This is a genomic window from Arthrobacter sp. B0316-1-20, assembly GCF_059091865.1.
Genome location: NZ_JBNHHC010000008.1, coordinates 95367 through 115651, shown reverse-complemented (window position 1 = coordinate 115651; position 20285 = coordinate 95367). Strand labels below are relative to the sequence as shown.

17 protein-coding genes are annotated in these 20285 nt (G+C 63.4%); 14 read left to right on the top strand and 3 right to left on the bottom strand.

What is annotated here, in order from left to right; all coding sequences use genetic code 11:
* The first annotated feature begins 176 nt into the window (after window positions 1-176).
* Window positions 177-1067 carry a CPBP family intramembrane glutamic endopeptidase gene (locus AC5RW2_RS15290; RefSeq protein ID WP_494074200.1) on the top strand — a complete coding sequence of 297 codons (891 nt, stop codon included), beginning with the start codon at window positions 177-179 and terminating at the stop codon, window positions 1065-1067.
* Window positions 1068-1205: 138 nt separating this feature from the next.
* Here the strand turns inward: AC5RW2_RS15290 and AC5RW2_RS15285 are convergent, their stop codons facing one another.
* On the bottom strand, window positions 1206-1814 hold the full coding sequence (locus tag AC5RW2_RS15285) for a biotin transporter BioY (RefSeq protein WP_494074137.1): 609 nt from the start codon (window positions 1812-1814) through the stop codon (window positions 1206-1208).
* A gap of 154 nt (window positions 1815-1968) precedes the next feature.
* Between AC5RW2_RS15285 and AC5RW2_RS15280 the strand changes: the two genes are divergently transcribed.
* The 3 genes from AC5RW2_RS15280 to AC5RW2_RS15270 all read left to right on the top strand — a co-directional run bounded on the left by AC5RW2_RS15280 (window position 1969) and on the right by AC5RW2_RS15270 (window position 7816).
* Window positions 1969-3240 (top strand): aspartate aminotransferase family protein, encoded by a 1272-nt coding sequence (locus AC5RW2_RS15280; RefSeq protein WP_494074136.1) that lies wholly within the window; start codon window positions 1969-1971, stop codon window positions 3238-3240.
* 8 nt (window positions 3241-3248) lie between these two features.
* A complete protein-coding gene (locus AC5RW2_RS15275; protein ID WP_494074135.1) occupies window positions 3249-6263 on the top strand; it encodes an FAD-binding and (Fe-S)-binding domain-containing protein in 3015 nt (1004 codons plus the stop codon).
* A gap of 62 nt (window positions 6264-6325) precedes the next feature.
* A complete protein-coding gene (locus tag AC5RW2_RS15270) occupies window positions 6326-7816 on the top strand; it encodes an NAD-dependent succinate-semialdehyde dehydrogenase (protein WP_494074134.1) in 1491 nt (496 codons plus the stop codon).
* A gap of 104 nt (window positions 7817-7920) precedes the next feature.
* Here AC5RW2_RS15270 and AC5RW2_RS15265 read toward each other — a convergent pair whose 3' ends face one another.
* Entirely contained in the window at window positions 7921-8574 is a 654-nt protein-coding gene (locus tag AC5RW2_RS15265) for a GntR family transcriptional regulator (RefSeq protein WP_494074133.1), read from the bottom strand.
* Between the two features lie 404 nt (window positions 8575-8978).
* Between AC5RW2_RS15265 and torT the strand changes: the two genes are divergently transcribed.
* The 10 genes from torT to AC5RW2_RS15215 all read left to right on the top strand — a co-directional run bounded on the left by torT (window position 8979) and on the right by AC5RW2_RS15215 (window position 19429).
* A complete protein-coding gene (gene torT / locus AC5RW2_RS15260; RefSeq protein WP_494000338.1) occupies window positions 8979-10124 on the top strand; it encodes a TMAO reductase system periplasmic protein TorT in 1146 nt (381 codons plus the stop codon).
* 64 nt (window positions 10125-10188) lie between these two features.
* Complete coding sequence (locus AC5RW2_RS15255; protein WP_494012608.1) at window positions 10189-11715, top strand: sugar ABC transporter ATP-binding protein; 1527 nt, start codon at window positions 10189-10191, stop codon at window positions 11713-11715.
* An 8-nt stretch (window positions 11716-11723) separates the two neighbouring features.
* Window positions 11724-12785, top strand: a complete 1062-nt coding sequence (locus AC5RW2_RS15250; protein WP_494000340.1) for an ABC transporter permease — start codon at window positions 11724-11726, stop codon at window positions 12783-12785.
* On the top strand, window positions 12782-14188 hold the full coding sequence (locus AC5RW2_RS15245; protein ID WP_494012609.1) for an acetyl-CoA carboxylase biotin carboxylase subunit: 1407 nt from the start codon (window positions 12782-12784) through the stop codon (window positions 14186-14188). Before AC5RW2_RS15250 ends, AC5RW2_RS15245 begins: the two co-directional genes overlap by 4 nt.
* Window positions 14185-15201, top strand: coding sequence for a carboxyltransferase domain-containing protein (locus AC5RW2_RS15240; RefSeq protein WP_494000342.1), 1017 nt, complete (start codon window positions 14185-14187; stop codon window positions 15199-15201). Before AC5RW2_RS15245 ends, AC5RW2_RS15240 begins: the two co-directional genes overlap by 4 nt.
* A 10-nt stretch (window positions 15202-15211) precedes the next feature.
* Window positions 15212-16180 (top strand): 5-oxoprolinase/urea amidolyase family protein, encoded by a 969-nt coding sequence (locus AC5RW2_RS15235; protein WP_494074132.1) that lies wholly within the window; start codon window positions 15212-15214, stop codon window positions 16178-16180.
* The gene (locus tag AC5RW2_RS15230; RefSeq protein ID WP_494074131.1) at window positions 16180-16962 is read left to right on the top strand and encodes a LamB/YcsF family protein; all 783 of its coding nucleotides are present in this window, start codon (window positions 16180-16182) and stop codon (window positions 16960-16962) included. The genes AC5RW2_RS15235 and AC5RW2_RS15230 overlap by 1 nt, the downstream gene beginning before the upstream one ends.
* Before the next feature lie 88 nt (window positions 16963-17050).
* A complete protein-coding gene (locus AC5RW2_RS15225) occupies window positions 17051-17683 on the top strand; it encodes a GntR family transcriptional regulator (protein ID WP_494000345.1) in 633 nt (210 codons plus the stop codon).
* A 29-nt stretch (window positions 17684-17712) separates the two neighbouring features.
* Window positions 17713-17925 (top strand): biotin/lipoyl-binding carrier protein, encoded by a 213-nt coding sequence (locus AC5RW2_RS15220; protein WP_494000346.1) that lies wholly within the window; start codon window positions 17713-17715, stop codon window positions 17923-17925.
* Window positions 17926-18103: 178 nt separating this feature from the next.
* Window positions 18104-19429, top strand: a complete 1326-nt coding sequence (locus AC5RW2_RS15215; protein ID WP_494074130.1) for an aminotransferase family protein — start codon at window positions 18104-18106, stop codon at window positions 19427-19429.
* Between the two features lie 84 nt (window positions 19430-19513).
* Here the strand turns inward: AC5RW2_RS15215 and AC5RW2_RS15210 are convergent, their stop codons facing one another.
* Window positions 19514-20173 carry a Type 1 glutamine amidotransferase-like domain-containing protein gene (locus AC5RW2_RS15210; RefSeq protein WP_494074129.1) on the bottom strand — a complete coding sequence of 220 codons (660 nt, stop codon included), beginning with the start codon at window positions 20171-20173 and terminating at the stop codon, window positions 19514-19516.
* Window positions 20174-20285 lie beyond the last annotated feature (112 nt).

Here is a 20285-nt window from a genome sequence, read left to right as displayed (position 1 = left end):
CCCTTTCCGGCATCCCCGGGGATGCTTCCGGGACCGCGGCCGGTCGGACTTCAGCGCTTGACACAAATCCGGCAGCGGAGAAAAGTGTCGGCCATACCGCCCGCTCCCCCTTGCAGCCGCCACCCGTTGCAGTCCCGGGAGCCGGGCTTGGCCGCCTGATCATGGAATGGGTGAGCATGGATAACGGTGCCTCGAGAGCCGAACCGGCGCCATCTCCCCGCGGAGGCCGTGCGGGACGCCTGATCGCCCGGCATCCGGTAACTGCCTTTGTGGTCATTGCGATCGGGCTGACGTGGGCGGCGCAGGCGATATCGATCGTTTTGCTGGGCAACGTTGTGCCCGGGCTCCTGGCAGAGCTGCTGATCCTGCTGAGTACTGCGGTCCTCGTGACCGCAGCCTCCGGCGGCGGGAAGGCGGTCCGGGGCCTTTTTCGGCAGGCTGTCCGCTGGCGGGTAGGCGTCGGCTGGTATATCGCCGCCCTGCTCGCCATACCCGTGCTGACCCTGCTGATCGCCGCGGCGACCGGGTCTTTTCGGCAACCGGAAGCCGGCTGGGCCGCTGAAACCGGCAACTATTTCCTCAATGCCATCCTCGTCGGGGCTGTGCTGGCGAATATCTGGGAGGAACTGGCCTGGACCGCCGTGGTACAGCACCGGCTGATGGAGCGGTGGGGCCTGATCGCCGGCTCGCTGCTGACAGCCTTACCCTTTGCCCTCATCCACCTCCCCCTCGCCTTCGCGGACAAAGGCTTCACGGGGACGCCCGTCCAGGAGGTGCTTTTCTACTGGGCGGTCCTGTTCCTCTTCGCCCCGATTTTCAGGCTCCTGGCAGGCATGGTGTATCTGGGCACGGGCGGAAGCATCCTCATCGTCGGCCTCCTTCACGGGTCCTTCAACGCCTCCGGCTCGGAAAAGCTCAAGGCGTTCGAGGGAGAGTGGCAGCAGATCGCCGCCGCAGCCATGCTCGCCGTCGTCCTGGCCCTCTACCAACAAAGCGGGGCACGCGCTAAGGGGCGCCGAACAGGATCCCGACCGGATCGCTACTCAGCATTCCCGGACGACACCTGAACTGGACTCGGTGCAGCGGCGGCGTCTTGTTGGAACAAGCATTGAGGGAGCCCGGAATTCAAGTGGACACGATACGAGTATCCTCAGGTGGCATCACGTCCTAGAGCAGGGGCATTCCAAGCGGGCGGGTCGAGTCCCTTAGGCGCGGGCAGAGTCCTTGGGCAGCCGGGCCGCCAGCTTCCACGCGGCCGGCATGGCCGCTGCCGCGATCAGCGACTTCACGATGCCGCCGATGATGAACGGGTATAGGCCCCACTCGAGCGTCTGCTGCAGGTCGGCGCCCAAAGAAATGGCCAGCCAGGCCATGCCGAAGACGAAGGTGATCACGGTGCCCGCCAAGAATGAAACGGTGGCGCCCAGGAACTTCTTGTCCCAGTTGCGCTTGGCCAGCCATCCGGTCAGTCCCGCGGCGGCGATGAAGCCCACCAGGTAGCCGCCGGTCGGGCCAACGGCGGCGGCCAGGCCGGAGGATGCGTCGCTGAACACCGGCATGCCAGCCACGCCGGCCACCCAGTACAGTGCCATCGACAGCATGCCGCGGACCGGGCCCAGCGTGCTGCCGACCAGCAGGACGGCCAGGGTCTGGCCGGTGATCGGGACCGGCCACAGCGGCACGGCCAGCTGCGCCATGACGGCGGTCAGGCCTGCCCCGCCCACAACCAGCGCGGTGTTGGCCAAGGCGGTGCTGGGGACCAGGGCGTCGGCCAGGACACCCTGTCGCGCAACGACGGCTGATGCTGTGCTCATGGTTGCTCCTTGTGTTTTCGGAAAATCATCAAGAACCGCGGGGCGCCCCGGCGATTGAGCGGTGCCTCCGCGCAAATCCGCGGTATCCCACTCTGACCCTAACTTGATCGACGATTGTTGACAATAAAATAATGTGACGCGCATCATGGGACGCATGGCCTCCCTTAGCCCTCTGTTGAAGCAGGCGACCCCACTGACAGTCGATCACGCCCTGGGCAGTTGGATCTACGCGACCGATGGTAAAACGTACCTTGATTTCACTACCGGCATTGGGGTGACGAGCACGGGTCATTGCCACCCGCGGGTAGTGGAGGCGGCCCGCGATCAGGTGGGAAAGATCATTCACGCCCAGTACACCACGGTGATGCACAAGCCGTTGCTGGCGTTGACCGAGAAGCTTGGCGAGGTGCTGCCGGAAGGCCTGGACTCGGTGTTTTATGCCAATTCCGGATCGGAGGCGGTGGAGGCTGCGATCCGTTTGGCCAGAATGGCCACGGGCCGGCCAAACCTCGTAGTGTTCCAGGGCGGTTTCCATGGTCGGACGGTTGCGGCGGCTTCGCTGACCACCGCCGGAACGAAGTTCTCCGCAGGGTTCTCCCCGCTGATGTCGGGGGTGCACATGTCCGCCTTCCCCTACGCCTACCGCTACGGCTGGGAGGAGGCGGCCGCCGTGGAATTCGCATTGAAGGAACTGGACTACCTGCTGCAAACCCGCACCGCGCCCAACGACACCGCAGCATTCCTGGTCGAACCGGCCCTCGGCGAGGGTGGGTATCTGCCCACCCCGGCGGCGTTCCTGGAGGGACTGCGCGAACGTGCCGACCGGCACGGCATCCTGCTGATCTTCGACGAAGTCCAGACAGGCGTGGGCCGCATGGGCAAGTTCTGGGGGCACCAGTACTCCGCCGCCACCCCGGATATCCTCATCACTGCGAAGGGCATCGCCTCCGGATTTCCGATCTCCGCAATCGCCGCTTCCACCGAACTGATGTCCAGGGGCTGGCCCGGGTCCCAGGGCGGGACCTACGGCGGGAATGCGGTCTCTGCCGCCGCCGGCGTCGCCACCCTCGATGTCATTCGTGACGAAGGGTTGGTGGAAAACTCACGGATCCGCGGCGAGCAACTCCAGGCCGGGCTGAAGGAAATCCAAGCCCGCGTCCCCGCCATTGGCGACGTCCGCGGCAAGGGCCTGATGCAAGGCATTGAATTCACCACCGAAGCCGGCGGCCCCGACGCCGCCACCGCGGCAGCAGTCCAACAGGCCACGACCCGCCTCGGCCTGCTCACCCTCACCTGCGGGCCCGCAGCCAATGTCGTCCGCCTGATCCCCGCCCTTATCGTCACCGCCGAAGAAATCGCCACCGGCCTCGAACGCTTCGAAAACGCCGTCGCCACCGTCACCGCGGCCGTTCCCTCGAAATATTGAGCCCACCCATGACGGATGCTGTTCGCTCCCCCGCAGGCCCGGCAACGGGCACCCGCCGAACAGGCGCACCGGATGCAGGTCTCCCCGCGGTGGTTGCACGCCTGGCATCCGCGGGCGTGGCTGCCGACAGCTCGCCACGCCGCATAGCGGAATACTCCTATGACGCTTCCAACTACCGGGTAGCCCCGCTTGCCGTGGTGTTCCCCCGGACGGTCGAGGACGTGCTTGCGGTCGTTGCTGCATGCCGGGAAACGGCAACCCCGCTGATCGGGCGCGGCGGCGGGACGTCCATGGCGGGCAACGCCATGGGCCCAGGCGTGATACTTGACTTTTCCCGCCACATGAACGCGATCCACGAGATCGACGAGGTGGAGGGCACCGTGAGCGTCGAGCCCGGCGTCGTGCTCGCCGTCCTCTCCCACGAGGTGGAGAAGGCCACCGGTCACCGGTTCACCTTCGCCCCGGACCCGTCCTCCAAGAACCGTGCCACCGTGGGCGGCTCGCTGGGCAATGATGCGTGCGGCAGCCACTCCGTTCGCTACGGCCGGATCTCCGACCACGTCGTGGAGCTTGACGTCGTCACTTCGGACGGCGCGCGCCTGACGGCCACGGCCGGCGGTTTGCGTGCCACGGATCCTGGCGACAACGACTCCGCAGCGCGTGCGGGTGCACTGACCGCCTCCTTCAAAGACTTGGCCCGCAGTCACCTGTCCGAGTTCCGCCTGGAACTCGAACGGATCCGGCGTCAAGTCTCCGGCTACCATCTGGCCCACCTTCTTCCGGAAAACGGGTTCAATATCGCCCGAGCCCTCGCGGGTTCCGAGGGGACCTGTGCCATCATTGTCGGCGCCCGGATGAAGCTCGTCCCTAAGCCCGCCAGCGCCCTGCTGGTGTGCCTGGGTTACGCGGACATAGTCGACGCGGCTCGGGACGTCATGACCATCCTGGAGTTCTCCCCGGCTGCCGTCGAAGGTATCGATGAGGCGATCGTGGACACCATGCGCTTCCGCCGCGGCAAGGGCTCGGTCACGGGTTTGCCCACAGGCAAAGCCTGGCTGTACGTGGACCTCGACGGCGGGAATCCGCACCAGGTCCGGGCGGAAGCTGACCGGCTGCTCGCCCGACTCAGGGAAAACGGCCGCTTGGTGGATGGGCACGCCGTGCCGGACCTGCAGGAGCGAGCCGCTCTTTGGCGTGTCCGCGAGGACGGCGCCGGGCTCTCAGCGCGGCTCTCCACGGGTGGAGAATCCTGGCCAGGATGGGAAGACTCTGCAGTCGCCCCGGAGAACCTTGCGGATTACCTCTCAGACTTCCGCGGCCTTCTGGGCCGCTACGAGCTGACGGGCATAATGTACGGACACTTCGGTGCCGGCTGCATGCACATCCGGATTACCTATGACCTGCGCACCCCAGCCGGCCGCCGCGTCTTCCGCGACTTCACACAGGAAGCTGCCCGGCTGGTCGTCCGCCACGGCGGTTCGCTGTCCGGCGAACACGGCGACGGCAGGGCACGATCGGAACTGCTGCCCCTGATGTACTCCCCGCGCCTGCTGGCGGCCTTCGCCGCGTACCGGCGCACCTGGGACCCGGCAAGAATCCTCAATCCCGGATCCCTCACCGATCCTGACCACCTGGACGTCAATCTGGCGCTGCAAGGCATTCCCGAACGGCACTGGCGCACGAGCTTCGACCTGCGCCCGGTCAGCGCCGGTGGCGGAGCGACCGCCGAAACCGACACCCCCGAGACCTCCACCGGCAGCGGTACGGATCCGTGGGTCCACGCGCTTCAAAGCTGCATAGGCGTGGGGCGATGCCGCACGGACGCGGGCGGCGTAATGTGCCCCAGCTACCGCGCCACGAAGGATGAGAAGGATTCCACCCGGGGCCGGTCCCGGGTACTCCAGGACATGGTTCGCGGCGCCCGCACCGTGGAGGAAGGCTGGAAGTCCGAGGAGGTCCGCGAGGCGCTTGATCTCTGTCTGTCCTGCAAGGCCTGCTCCACCGACTGCCCCACGGGCGTCGACATGGCCACCTACAAATCCGAATTCTTCTCGCACTACTACAAGGGCAGACTCCGCCCGATGTCCCACTTCTCCCTGGGCTGGCTGCCCCGCTGGCTTAAGCTCACGGGCCGCTCCGCGCCTCTGGTCAACGCCGTGATGTCCACCCCGCTGGCGAAGGTCGCCGCCGCCCTCGGCGGGCTGACCACCCGGCGTGCGATGCCGCGTTTCGCCGGAGCCGGCGAGTGGCGTCGCGAAGTAGCGGCCGCGGGCATTGGTCCGGCGACCAACCACAGCGGTGGCCTTGCTCCGGATGTCCACGGCGTGGTGCTTTTCGTGGACAGTTTCACCCGCGGCTTCCGGCCGGAGGTGGCCGGTTCCGCTGCCCGCGTCCTGGCCGGCTCGGGCTCCGTGGAATGCTCAGCCGAGTCCTGCTGCGGCCTGACCTGGATTTCCACCGGCCAGCTGGATACCGCGAAAAAGCACATGGCCGCGGCAGCGGAGGTTCTGGATGACGGGACCGATCGGCCCATCGTGGTGGTGGAACCCAGTTGCGCGGCGGCGCTGCGCAAGGACCTGCCCGAGCTGGTCCACACGGAACGGGCCCGCCGGGTTGCCGCCCGGGTGCGAAGCTTTGCGACGTACGTCGACGAGCTGTCCACCGCCGGCTGGAAACCAGCGCCGGCCCGCCCCCTTCCAGAACAAGTGGTGCTGCAGACGCACTGCCACGAATACTCGGTCTTCGGAGCCGGTGTTCAGCGCTCGGCACTCAGGGCCGCGGGCGTCAAGAGTGTGGTGGATGCGCCCGGCTGCTGCGGCGTGGCCGGAAACTTCGGCTTCGAGAAGGATCACTACGGCATCAGCATGCTGGTTGCCGAGCAAGCGCTGGTCCCGGCCCTGCGCGAGACCGATTCCTCTTCGGTGATCCTTACTGACGGTTTCTCCTGCGCCATGCAGGTGAAACAGATCGATGGCTCCAGGCCGGGTCGTCACCTGGCCCAACTATTGGACCCCGGCGAATGAGCAGCATTGATTTCCCAACGCAACGCCGGCCACAACACCTCCAACCAAGAAAAGGATCGCTCATGAGCATTCAGTCAGCCGGCTCCCGAACGTCACAGAAGGCGCTCGATGCCGTCGCAAAGGTCAGCACGAACCTCTACATTGACGGGGAGTGGACCGAAGCATCGTCCGGTGCCCGGTTCGATGTCGTCAATCCTGCCACCGAGGAAGTCATCGCCAGCGTCGCCGATGGGGGCCCCGAAGACGCGCGCCGGGCGATCGAAACCGCCGGCCGGGTCCAGAAACAGTGGGCCAAGACCCCGCCCCGGGAGCGCAGCGAAATCCTGCGCCGCGCGTTCGACCTGATCATGGCCCGCCAAGACGAACTGGCATTGATTATGACCACGGAAATGGGAAAACCCTTGGCCGAGTCAAGAGGCGAGGTGGCGTACGCCGCCGAGTTCTTCCGTTGGTTCTCGGAGGAAGCCGTCCGCATTAGCGGAGATCTGACCACCAGCGGCGACGGCAAGAACCGCATCCTCGTCTCGAAGGAACCCGTTGGACCCTGCGTCTTGGTCACGCCCTGGAACTTTCCACTGGCGATGGGCACCCGGAAGATCGGCCCTGCCATTGCGGCCGGCTGCACCATGGTCTTCAAGCCTGCCAACCTCACTCCACTGTCTTCGCTGGCACTGGCAGACGTCCTGGCAGAGGCTGGCCTGCCCAAGGGTGTGCTGAACCTGGTCACGACCTCCAAAGCCTCCGAGGTGGTCACCCCATGGATGGAAAGCGGCATTGCCCGAAAGATTAGCTTCACCGGGTCCACCGGCGTGGGCATCCGCTTATTGGAGCAGGCTGCCAAAAACGTCATGCGTTCTTCCATGGAACTGGGCGGGAACGCCCCTCTCATTGTGTTTGATGACGCGGACTTGGACCGCGCCGTTGAGGGAGCTTTCGCCGCAAAGATGCGCAACATGGGTGAAGCCTGCACCGCCGCCAACCGGATCTTCGTGCAGCGCTCCGTGGCCGCTGACTTCTCCGTCCGCCTCGCCCAGCGGCTGAGCGCCTTGAAGGTCGGTGACGGCGCAGTGAGCGGCACGGACGTCGGCCCGCTCGTGGAGGAAAAGGCTCTCAACAAGGTCCAGGAACTTGTGGACGACGCCGTTTCCAAGGGCGCCAAGGTGGTCTGCGGCGGCTCCCGCCCGGAGGGCAGCGGCTACTTCTACTCCCCAACAGTGCTTGCGGACGTCGGCCCCGACGCCGCGCTGATGAACGAAGAAATTTTCGGCCCGGTGGCGCCCGTCATCCCCTTCGACACCGAAGACGAGGTGGTGCGGTGGGCGAACGACACCCCTTGGGGCCTTGCCAGCTTTGTGTTCACCCAGGACCTGGACCGCGCCTTCCGCGTCGGCGAGGGTCTGGAGTCGGGCATGGTCGGCCTAAACACGGGCATCGTTTCGAATCCGGCGGCGCCGTTCGGCGGCATCAAGGCCTCCGGTCTGGGCCGCGAGGGCGGGCGCGTGGGCTTGGATGAATTTCTGGAGATCAAGTACATGGCCATCCCGCGGGTCTAGGGATTGGCAACCTCGTCCCACGACGCCGCCTCGCGAATGGCTCCCCCACTCATCGGCGGGAAATATGGAAGGTGAGGGAGCACTGGCGCAATCCGAGGGGACGGCTAGGGGATCAGCCGCATCAGTGCGTCCTCCATGTGTTCGGCCATCAGCTTCTCGGCGAGGTCTGAATCTCCCCTGGAGATGGCTTCCGCGATGCGTTTGTGCTCGGCGATGCGCTTGTCGGCGGTAGCGTACGTGCTTTTCAGGGCATTGAGGCACATCCGTGTTTCCGTCAGGAGAGTGTCGTGCATCTTCTTCAGGCGAGGGCTGCCGGCGAGCTCAACCAGGAGGGCATGGAAGCTCATGTCCGCTTCGGTCATGGCTTCGCCGCGGGGGCTTTCCGCCGCATCCTCCATGGCATGCACGGCTTTCATTAGCTGGGCCGCGCTGTCCTCCGGGTTTGTGCTGACCAGGCGGCGGATGGCGGCTGCTTCCACCGCGGTTCGGGCCAGGTAGATGTCCCGAAAATCGTCCTCGTCCATACTGACGACGAAGAGGCCCCTGTTCCGGTAACTGACGAGCAGCCCTTCCTGGGTGAGCCGCTGCATGGCCTCCCGCAGGGGCCCCCGGCTGACCCCCAGTTCTTTGGCAAGCTCGGCTTCACCGAGTTGGAGGCCTGGAGCGAAATCACCTCGGGCGATTGCATCGCGGATACGGCGGGCAATAATGGCCGGCGTAGACTCCTGCACTATCGGGTCGAGCACTCCCCTTTTCATCCTGATTTCCATCCTCGCTGCCATTGAGCCCCACCAACTCGTTCTGGTCGAACCCGTAACCATCGCTGTCCGTGTCAGATGTCTTTAGTCGACAATTGCATAGTTTACTCCGTAGCCCGGAGTTGGCCCGGAAAGCCTGCCGGTCGGCGCGAAGAAACCGCGATTGACAGGGGTCCGCCCCGGCCGGCCCGGCGAGACCTGAAGCGCTCGCGATAGGTGCGGCAGGTCCAGGCCGTACTTCAGCACTGAACTTCAAGCGATGCGAGAAACAGCGCGAAAAGTGTTGATGTGATCCCCGTCACGGACTATGCTGGCAACACCCGCTGCAGATTGTGTACAAAAGGCAATCGACTTAATCGGCCTCTGCCGGGCGGGCCTTCGGCTATCGGCGCTGGGAGAAACACATGAAGCTGAACAGGAAAGCCAACACCATCGGCGCGCTTGCACTGGCCGCCACCTTGGCGGCAACCGGGTGCGGGGCAATGGGAGGCTCCGGAGACGGGCAGACCGGGGAAGCCACGGGCACCGGTTCCGCGGAGAACTGGACTACGCCCGCCCTCAACACGGCTCTGAACGGCAAGACGACGGAAACCACCTATGAGCCCATTGCAAACGACAAAATTACCAAGCAGTGGAAGATCTGCGTCCTGTTCCCTCACATGAAGGATTCCTACTGGGCCGCCACGAACTACGGGACGCTGATCGAGGCACAGAGGGACAAGGTTGAGTACAGCATGTTCGAGGCTGGAGGCTATACCAACCTCGACAAGCAGCTAAGCCAGATGCAGGACTGCATCAACGGCGGCTACGACGCGATCGTTCTGGGCGCCATCAACGCAACGGGCGTATGCCCCCAGGTGGCCGCCGCGCTGGAAAAGAAAATACCGGTGGTGGACTTCATCAACGGTACGGACTGCCCCGAGTCCAAGGACAATCCCCTCTTCTCCCACGCGCTCGTGAGCTTCCATGATCTGGCAGTGACGACGGCCGAGTACATCATCGATGACACCAAGGGGTCACCCGCCTTGGTGGGTTTCTTCCCCGGGCCGGAAGGCGCCGGATGGTCCGATGCGGCAGTCAAGGGTTTCCAGGACACCATCAAAGGAACCAACGTCAAGATGGCGGAGATGCGGCGCGCCGATCCGGGCCTGGAGATCCAGCAGAACCTCATTGAGGACACCCTCAAGGTCCATCCCGACATCACCCACATCGTGGGAGTTGATATTGCTGCCGAAGCCGGTGTGAATGCGGTGCGGAACGCCAACATGACGGGAAAAGTTGACGTCTACGCCTTCGACATCATCCCGCCCGTGTACGACGCGATCGTGGCCGGCGACGCCGTAGGTTCGCCAACGGACTTCACCACCATCCAGGGACGTATGGCCGTTGACCAAGCCGTCCGCATGCTGGAAGGCGAGAAGCTGGAGGCGCCCACATCCGGACCGGTGCCCAAGATGATCACCCAGGAGAACGCCGCCGACGTGCCCTACAACGAGATGTTCGCGCCGCGGGACTTCAAGACGGTGACGAGCTGGACACCGAAGAGCTGATCCATCCACGCGGGGCCGGGCCCCGCGTGTGTTCCCGGTTCGTGGGCACTCGCATCTGAAGGGAGTGAAGCTGGCATTGGAACAGCATCCGATCGTTGCACTTGGCAATATCGTCAAGACCTTCGGGCCCGTGAGGGCACTCAAAGGGATGTCCCTCGACCTTTACCCCGGCGAAGTACACATCCTGCTGGGCGAGAACGGCGCGGGAAAATCCACGCTTGTGAACATCCTCCTCGGTAACTACCAGCCGGACAGCGGCACCATTACCGTCCGCGGCTCGGACGTCGCCCACCACTCACCGGCGAATGCCCGGAAACTGGGCATCAACGTCGTCCTGCAGGATTTCAGTTTGGCTCCAACGCTGTCCGTCACCGAGAATCTGTTCCTCGGCCGTGAGGTGAAAACCTTTGGGTTCGTGAACCGCACCAAGATGCGGGCCATTGCCCGGGAGAAGGTCGGCCAGCTTGGGGCAGCCATCGACCCGGACGCTGAGGTTGGAACGCTGCCAAGGGCCGAACAGCAGCTCGTGGAGATCACGAAAGGGCTGCTCGGGACACCGGGCATCCTCCTTCTCGATGAGCCCACGGCCGCCATCAGCGAACGGGAAGCGGACCGGCTTTTCCGGATCATAGACCGGCTCCGGGACGAGGGCTGGGCGCTTCTCTACATCACCCACCGGATGGAGGAGGTCCGACGCCTGGGCGACCGGGTCACCGTGATGCGGGACGGCACCTTCATTTCGACCCATACCCTCGACGAGGTTTCCGAAGAGCAGTTGATCACCGACATGGTCGGCCGGGAGCTCGCGGCCGTCTATCCGCAAAAGGCCGAAACCAAGGGCGAACCCCTGCTGGAGATCGAGGATGCATCCACGGCCGACGGCAAGGTCGCCCATGCATCCCTGCGGGTGTGTCGGGGTGAGATTGTCGCCGTGGCCGGGCTCGTGGGTTCGGGCAAAAGTGAACTCGCAAAGGCCGTCCTCGGTCTCATCCCCCTGTCCAGCGGTTCCGTCTCGGTCAACGGCAGGAAATTCAGTCGCCCCAACCCCCGCCAGATGATCCAGGCGGGTATCGGCTTCATGCCGGAGGACCGCAGGCGGGAAGCCCTTGCGCTTGACCTCAGCGTTCAGGAGAACATTGCTCTTGAAGTCAACCGGATTAAGAAGTACAGCACGCTGGGGCTGATCCACGGAGCACGGATCCGTTCCCTCGCGCAGGCACTGGCCGAGCGGCTCGATATCCGGCCGCGGTCCGTAACTGCCGAGGCCCGGGCCCTGTCGGGCGGCAATCAACAGAAGGTCGTTCTGGCCCGCGCCCTGACACGGGAACGGAAGGTTTTCGTGGTGGCCGAGCCTACTTCCGGGGTGGATGTCGGGGCCCGCCAGGAGATATATGCCAATCTCCGCAAGCTGTGCAGTGACGGTGCCGGCGTCCTCATGGTCTCCTCCGACCTCGAGGAGGTCGTCGGACTTGCCGACCGGGTCTATGTGATGAACGGCGGGCGCGTTCAGGCCGAGCTCGTTGGCAACCAAATCACAAACGAAGCCGTTGTCGCTGGTGCCTTTGGGCATGCAGTAGGCGCATCAGCATAAGGACTGCCATGTCAACAACCGAAGTCAAGGGCCCGGCGACCGCCGTCCGAGGTACCAAGAAACCAAACCGCCAGTTCTGGCTCAGGTTTTTCAGCAGCGTCGGACCGCTGCCGCCGCTGCTGATCGTCATGGTGGTCGTCTTTGCCGTGGCAAACGACCGCTTCCTGCAGCCCGACAACCTGCTATCCGTCTCCCAGCAATCCGTCACGCTCCTGCTGATTTCCCTGGGACAGATGCTGGTACTGGTAACGGGCGGATTTGATCTGTCCGTAGGGGCAACCGTCGCGCTGTCTTCCATCGTGTCTGCCACGATGATGCAGAAAGTCTATGGCGGCATACCGGAATTCTCAGGCCAGTCCATGATCATGGGTTTCGTCGTCTGCATCGCAGTCGGACTGGTCGTCGGGATGGCCAACGGCCTCGGCGTGGCTTTCCTGAAGGTCAACCCGTTCATCGTGACACTTGCCACTGCCACCATCGTCACGGGCATCACGCTGGTCTACAGCGGGGGCGCCACCGTGTCCGGCCTGCCGAGGGACTACATAGTCGGCCTCGGGTCAGGCTTCACCCTGGGCATACCCAACCTGGTTCTCGTAGCACTGCCGATCCTGGCGATTGTTTTCGTCGCACTGAAATGGACAACGTTCGGCCGCCACCTGTATGCCATCGGCGGAAATGCCCTGGCAGCAAAAACCGCGGGCATCCAGGTGCGGCGGAACCTGATTGCCACCTACATCATCTGCGCCGTTCTGTCCTCTATCGCGGCCTACCTCCTGACTGCCCGCAGCGGCTCAGGGCAACCGACCTTTGGGGGAGCTTTCGCGCTTCAATCCATCACCGCGGCCGTCATCGGCGGCGCCTCGCTCCAGGGCGGCCGCGGCGGCGTCGGCGGCACTGTCCTGGGCGTCATCTTCATCATGCTGCTGGGCAACGGAATGAACTTCATGCGGCTCGATACGAACATGCAGAGCATCGCCCTGGGGTTGGCGCTCGTTCTCGCGGTCCTTGCAGACCGCTTCCGTGCCTCGGCCAAGGCGCGCCTCATCGCCAAAGGAGTCGTCAAGTCATGACCACGCCGTTGTTTGAATCCCTCTTGGTCACCAACCGCGGCGAGATCGCCCGGCGCATCATCCGCACAGCGAACGCCCTGGGCATCCGGACCATCGCCGTCTGCTCGGATGTGGACACAGAGCTGCCCTTCGTAAAGGAAGCCTCGGAATTTTTCTCCCTGGGTCCGGCCAATCCTGCCGAATCCTACCTGAACGTCGACAAACTGATGGAAGCAGCCCGTACCGTCCGGGCTTCGGCCATCCACCCTGGCTACGGTTTCCTCGCCGAAAATTCCGGCTTCGCCCGGCGGGTTATCGAAAGCGGCATCACGTGGGTGGGACCTTCACCGGACTCCATGGACATGGTGGCGGACAAGATCAACGCCCGCAACCTGATGCAGGCCGCAGGCGTGCCGGTGGCGACAGGATCGGCCGAACCGGTAAGCGACGCCGCTGAGGCAGTAGAGATCGCCAATTCTGTCGGCTACCCGGTCATCGTTAAACCATCCGGAGGCGGCGGCGGCATCGGAATGATAGTCGCCGACAATGACGAAGACCTGCGGGCAGCCTTCGACACTGCACGGTCGCGTGCAGAGCGCTTTTTCGGGGACTCGCGGATCCTCATTGAACAGTTCATTCAACACGCCCGCCACGTCGAGGTCCAGATCCTCGGACTCGCGAGCGGCAAGGTGATAGCGCTCGGAGAGCGGGACTGCTCGGTCCAGCGCCGTCACCAGAAGGTCGCCGAGGAGTCGCCGTCGCCGGGCATCACACCGGAACTAAGATCCCGGATGCTGGACGGCGCGGTAAGAGCGGGGACTGCTGTCGGTTACCGCAATGCCGGTACGGTCGAATGCCTGGTCGATCCAGTGCGGCAGTCTTTTGTTTTCCTGGAGATGAACACCCGGCTGCAAGTGGAGCATCCTGTCACCGAAGCCGTGTTCTCCATCGACCTTGTCGAGGAACAACTCCGCGTAGCCGCCGGCCAGGACGTCAGCTTCGACGCCGGCAACCTCCAACCGACAGGACATGCCATCGAGATGCGGATCTATGCCGAAGATCCGCAACGCTTTCTGCCGTCGCCCGGGCTCATCAGTGAGTGGACGGAACCCGCAGGAGAAGGTGTCCGCGTCGACAGCGGCTATGCAGCCGGCAATACCGTGACCACGGCCTACGATCCGCTCCTGGCAAAACTCATCGTTTGGGGGCAGGACCGGGAAGAAGCACTCGCACGTGCCGGATCCGCCGTCGAAGCCTTCCAGGTGGCCGGGCTAAAAACCAACCTTCCATTTTTCCGGATGCTTCTCAACGATCCGGCCTTCAAGTCGGGCCGCTACAGCACCGGCATCGTGACCGAAGTCCAGCACCGGGCCGCCGAATCAAAAGCACGGGGCGAAACAGGTCAGGAGGAGCACGCACGATGAAGCCGCACGAGGTTTCCAAACAGTACATCTCGGAACGCTGGGCAGGAGTCCCGTCCGCACTTTACGAGCGCCGGGCGGCCACCGATGGCAAACCCGCGCTCACGTACCGCCTCGCCGGCGACAGTTACCTCCTCGCCGAGTTCGGTGACATGCATTTTGACCTGAACCTGAACTTCTTTGTCCACAACATCAACACCGAGGTGAACCGATCCCGCCCACCTGGACTGGTCGAAACATCCCCCGGTTTCCGTTCCATACTGCTCTCCTACAACCCGGCGGAAACAAACGTGGCGAACCTCGTTTCGGCATTGGACGAGGCCTATGACAACGCAGCCGGTACGGAAAACCTGGTCCTTCCCAGCCGACGAGTGAATCTTCCTGCCGCGTTTCACGATTCGACCTCCAAGGAAGCCGTTGCCCGCTATGTGCGCAGCATCCGCTCCGACGCCCCCAACTGCATGAACGATAACAACGTCGATTACACGATCGCCTACAACGGGCTTCGGGACGTCGACGAGCTGGTCGAAGTCGTCACCGGGACCGACCTCTGGGTCGGATTCATCGGGTTCTTCCCCGGGCTGCCCTTCACGTTTCCTTTGGATCCGCGGAAGGTTCTCTTCGCGCCCAAATACAACCCGACCCGTACCTGGACAGCGGAAGGAGCTATCGGCCTGGGCGGACCGTGCTACTCGATCTACCCCGTGGAATCGCCTGGCGGATACCAACTGCTCGGCAGAACCCTGCCCGTGTACGACATCCAACAGCGCAACCCTGCTTTCGCCCAGTCGCCTCTGCTGCTGCGCCCCTGCGACCGGGTCAGATTCCATGCCGTTTCCGAGCAGGAACTGACCGATTCCTTCGAAGCCGTCCACCGGGGCGAATACGTCTACGACATACAGGACGAAGACTTTGACGTCGCCGGCTATAACGCCTGGTGTGCTTCGCTCGTGGCCGAGGCCGCAGACTTCACCGCCAAGCGGGACACCGCTGCCGCCGCAACCGCCGTCCCGTGAGGAGCCACATATGTCCATTGAAGTTGCGCAACCCGGCATCCAGACAACCGTCCAGGACTGGCCTGGACGAATCGGAATGCTGTCACGCGGGTATTTCCCCGCCGGTCCGATGGATGATTTCGCGTTCCGGCTCGGCAATGTGGCCGTCGGCAACAGCCCCGACGCTGCCGGCCTGGAAATCACACTGGGCAAGGCCAAATTGCGGTTCCGGTCCCCCGCCACGGTGGCCGTAACCGGCGCCGCAGGTGAAGTGACCGTCGACGGCAGCCCGGTGCCACAATGGGCTGCCGTTGACGTTCCCGCGGGTGCGGAACTGAAAATTGGTTTGGCGTCATCCGGGTTCAGGTTTTATCTGGCGGTAAGAGGAGGAATCGATGTCCCCCAAATCCTCGGTTCCCGGTCCACCTACACCATGGGTTCACTCGGAGGGGTGGAAGGACGGGCGCTCGTCAAGGGAGACGTCCTGGACATCGGAAGCTCGGATAACTCATCCGTAGCGGAACTGCCGCAGGAACGGATCCCCGAGTATCGGCACGACTGGGAACTGGAAGTAGTGCCAGGGCCATTTGCCTCACCCGAGTTCTTTACGGAAACGGACGTACAAAACTTCTTTGCTCGCTCTTGGACGGTTGACCAGAATTCAAACCGTACCGGTATCAGGCTGGACCCGGTGAGGTTGCAGTGGGCCCGGCCCGACGGCGGGATTGCCGGCGGACATCCATCCAACATCCTCGACACCGGCTACCCTGTCGGCGGAATCAACCTCAATGGTGACACTCCCGTGATCCTCGGACCTGACGGGCCCACTTCCGGCGGCTTCGTCGTCTTCGGAGTCGTGCCGAAGGCGAGCCTATGGAAAACCGGCCAGATGCGGCCGGGGACCGACAGGATCCGGTTCAAGCCCATTTCCATCGACGACGCCTATGCATTGGACGAGGAACGTTCCATGCTCATGTCTGCAGCAGGAGGAACCGGATAATGAACACAGCCATCGAAATCAACTGCGACATGGGAGAAGGTTACGGCCGCTGGCGCTTCGCGCCGGACGAGGAGTTCATGCCCTATATCAGCGCCGCCAACATCGCCTGCGGCTTCCATGCCGGGGACCCAAGAACCATGCGCCGCACCGTTCGGGCGGCGGTCGACCAAGGCCTCCAGATCGGAGCGCACGTCGCGCTGCCGGACCTTCTGGGCTTCGGACGACGACGAATAGCGGTCTCGGCAGAAGAGCTTCAGGACTACACGCTCTATCAGATTGGCGCCCTGAAGGGCTTCGTTGAGGCTGAAGGGGCGAAACTATCGCATGTGAAACCGCACGGGGTCATGTACCTGATGTCGCTGGAGGACGAAGAGCTGGCCGAAGCTGTCATCGCGGCGGTCGCCGAAATAGACAGCTCCCTGCCTCTCTACTGCTTCGACAAGCGCCACACGGAGCTCGCCGCCCGCTACGGCGTCCGGTTGGTCCAGGAAGGATTTGTCGACCTCGGCTATGACGACGCCGGCAACCTCCTTATCGAGCGGGAAAAGCTCGCTTGGGACCCGGCACTCGTCTCCTCACGTGCGATCAGGTTCGTGCGGGAAGGGAAAGTAGCCACCGTCTCCGGGCGGGATCTTGAAATCTCCCCGGAAAGCATTTGCCTGCACGGGGACGCGCCGAACTCAGTGGAGGTTATCCGCACGGTCTGGCAGTCCTTGCAGGATGCCGGCATATCTGTGCGTCCGTTGACGGAAGCCGAAAACGCGGCGCCGGCACCGGACTGATCCCGGTGTGCATCGAGCTGACCGCCGGATAGGTAGGAGCAACGAGTTGAGTGAGCCTGTACTGGAGCCGATCCTCATCGACGGGACGGTGGACACCATTGTCAACCGGCTGCGGGGTGCGATCGAAAAGGGCGCCTACAGGCCCGGCCAACAGCTGCGCGAAACCAGTCTTGCCCGGCAGCTGAACGTCAGCCGATCGCCGGTGCGCGAAGCAATGCAGCGGCTCATACAGGAAGGCCTCCTGCACCGGGTACGCAACCGCGGGGTTTTTGTCCTGGAACTGTCCGAGGCGGATATGGATGACATATCCGTCGCCCGCCATTCCGTTGAAAAGGCAGCAGCCGAGGAGCTGGCGAAGAATCCAAGGAAACAGATTTTCGATGAACTTCGCAGCATCGTCGTCGACATGAAGGAAGCCTCGGAAAGAGGTCATCCGTGGTCGGATCTGGTCGACTTGGACCTGGCGTTCCACACGGTCTTGGTCGGGAGTCTCGGTAACAAACGCCTCACGGTTTTCTATCAGACCCTCCTCACTGAAACGCGCCTGTCGCTCATGATGCTGGAGAACCTGTATCCCCATCCGGAAGAGATAGCGGCCGAACACCAGGAGCTCCTGGCAAACGTGGAAGGTGGAAACATTGAGGACCTGGACGAGCAGATTAAGAAACACATGGACCACACGGGCCAGCGCCGCCGGTCCACGACGAACACAACACCTTAAAGGCCGGGCTATTCGAGGAGGAACAAAAATTGAGCGAAGTACGGTCGGATCTGGCTGCCAACGTTTGGAAAATCCTCGTGGCGCCGGGAGCGTCTGTTGAGGAAGACGAAACCATCATGATCCTCGAATCCATGAAAATGGAAATTCCGGTTGAAGCGCCCGAATCGGGTGTTGTTGCGGACATCTCCGTGTCCGAAGGAGACGCGGTCACGGAAGGGCAGCTGCTCGCCGTCCTCGATTAACCGGCGCGGCACATGCCGCAACCGGATGTTCAAGTGCAATTTCACCTGAACGAAAGCTGGCTCCGCGCCTGACTCCCGCAACCGATGCAAAATCGGGGGCTGCCGACGAGGTACAGGGCAGTCCGGCGGTGTCTTCTACATGGAATCGCCCCCTATTGGCCTGCCTAGGAGAAAAACAATGGCTACCGACGCAACCGTTCTTGATCCGGCAAACCCTACCAAGCTCGTTGGCGAGTCACTGTGGAGCGCCCAGGCGCACATGCCCTCGGTTCTGCAACGCCGCATCGTCATTACCGAAGGCCACGGCGCATACCTGACCACCTCGGACGGCCAGCGCCTGCTGGATGCCACCGCCGGACTGTGGCACGCAAACATCGGCCACGGCAGGGAATCAGTGGCGAAAGCGGCCTATGACCAGATGTGCAAACTGGAGACTTACCACGTTTTTGGCCGGTTCTCGAACGATGTGGCACTCTCCCTCGCCGACCGGCTCGTGGCCCTGGGGCCGATCCCGGACGCCAAGATAATTTTCAACAGCGGCGGGTCTGACTCCGTCGACTTGGCCTGCAAGATTGCGCGGCGCCATTGGCAGCTTGAGGGCATGCCGGACAAGAAAACCATCCTCAGCCGTACTTACTCGTACCACGGGCTCCACGCCTTTGGCACCAGTATCGCCGGGCTTGATTTTAATAGGGACGGCTACGGGACGGATTCCCTCGTCCCCGAGACGGCCCTCGTTCCGACCAACGATCTGGAAGGCGTACAGGCAGTCGTCGACGACATCGGGCCGGAGAATATTGCCGCCATCTTCACCGAGCCAATCATAGGGACCGGTGGGGTGATTCCGCCTGCCCCCGGTTATCTTGAAGGCCTGCAGCAAATCGCCCGGAAGAACGACATTCTTCTGATCGTCGATGAAGTCATCACCGGATTCGGCCGGGCAGGCTTAATGTTCGCATCCGAAAGGTTCCACCTCGAGCCCGACATGATTCTGCTGGCCAAAGGAATAACATCCGGCTACGCCCCGCTGGGCGGGGTCCTCCTCTCCAACCGGATCTGGGGACGGTTCTATCAGGGACAGGACGCCCCCGTATCGAGGCACGGCATGACGTACTCGGGGCACGCCACAGCTTGCGCAGTTGCACACGCCAACCTCGACATCCTCGAGAACGAAAATCTCGTTGCGCGGGCCTTGGAACTGGAATCCGTCCTCGATAAGGCCCTTGCACCTCTTGCCTCGCATCCTCTCGTGCAGGAAATCCGCAGCGGCGTTGGATTTCTCGCCGGCGTTCAGCTCGCAGACCAGGCGGACGCCGAGGCTGTGGCCAACTCATGCATCGACAACGGCGTCGTCGTGCGGCCCCTGCGCGGCAACACCCTCCAAATCAGCCCGCCATTCGTCGTGAGCGACGAGGACGTTCACTTGATCGCGAAGACCATCGGGCAGGTTCTGGACGCACGCACCAGTACCCGGCCGGCATCACCAGAGCTGTCGGGAACATGATGTTAAACCGATAGTCCTTCGCCGATTGCTGTTCGTCCCGTCCCTGGGCAAAAGCCACGCGACCTCACAAATGCTGGGCACTTATCACTCGAACCTCTTCCACTGTCCTTCGGAAACCACCTCGACGGAGCCGTCGACGACCTTGATCGCTGTCTGTTCGTCGATGGCGTAGGCAGGGGCGCCTATGTCGGCGGCCCACCGCTCTGCGTGGGCCAGGGTGTTGCTCGGGAAAGCGTTCAGGTGCGGAAAGATTGAAAATTCCACCACCCCCAGAGTCCGGTCATCCGGAGCGGACGGCCACTCAACGAAGACTTCCCCGATCCGGGGCGTCATCACCATGCTTCCGGCACTCACTCCCACCCACGCCATGTCGGGAAGTGACGGGAGCAGTTCGGCCAGCCCGGACTCCCGCACCCAATGGGACAGGTACGTCGCCTCGCCGCCGTCGACCAAGAGCACGTCGGCCTCCCGAAGCCACGGGACCCACCGATCCGCGCCAATGGTGGGCAGCGCGGTAAGCTCGAGAACCCCGAGCGACGCCCAGCCCAGGCCGGACAAATGACGGAAGTCATTCTCGGCGGCCAGGAGGTTCCGCACCGATGCCGGTCCGCACAGCGGGTGACCCCACTGCGCTGTCGGGATGACCAGGGCGCGGCACTGCGACACCGGCTTGTCGAGAAGCTGCACGAGCGCAGAGTGAATGCTCGGGTTCGTCACGCCGCCAGAAGTCAGCAAGAGCTTCAACGTGCCTCCAGAGTCCCCGCGTGGATGGTGAATGTGCCCGGAGCCGTGGGAACCGGCTGGAACTCACCGACAGATCCGGTAAGAACGCCCGTCTGCTGCCCGGACCTTCAAT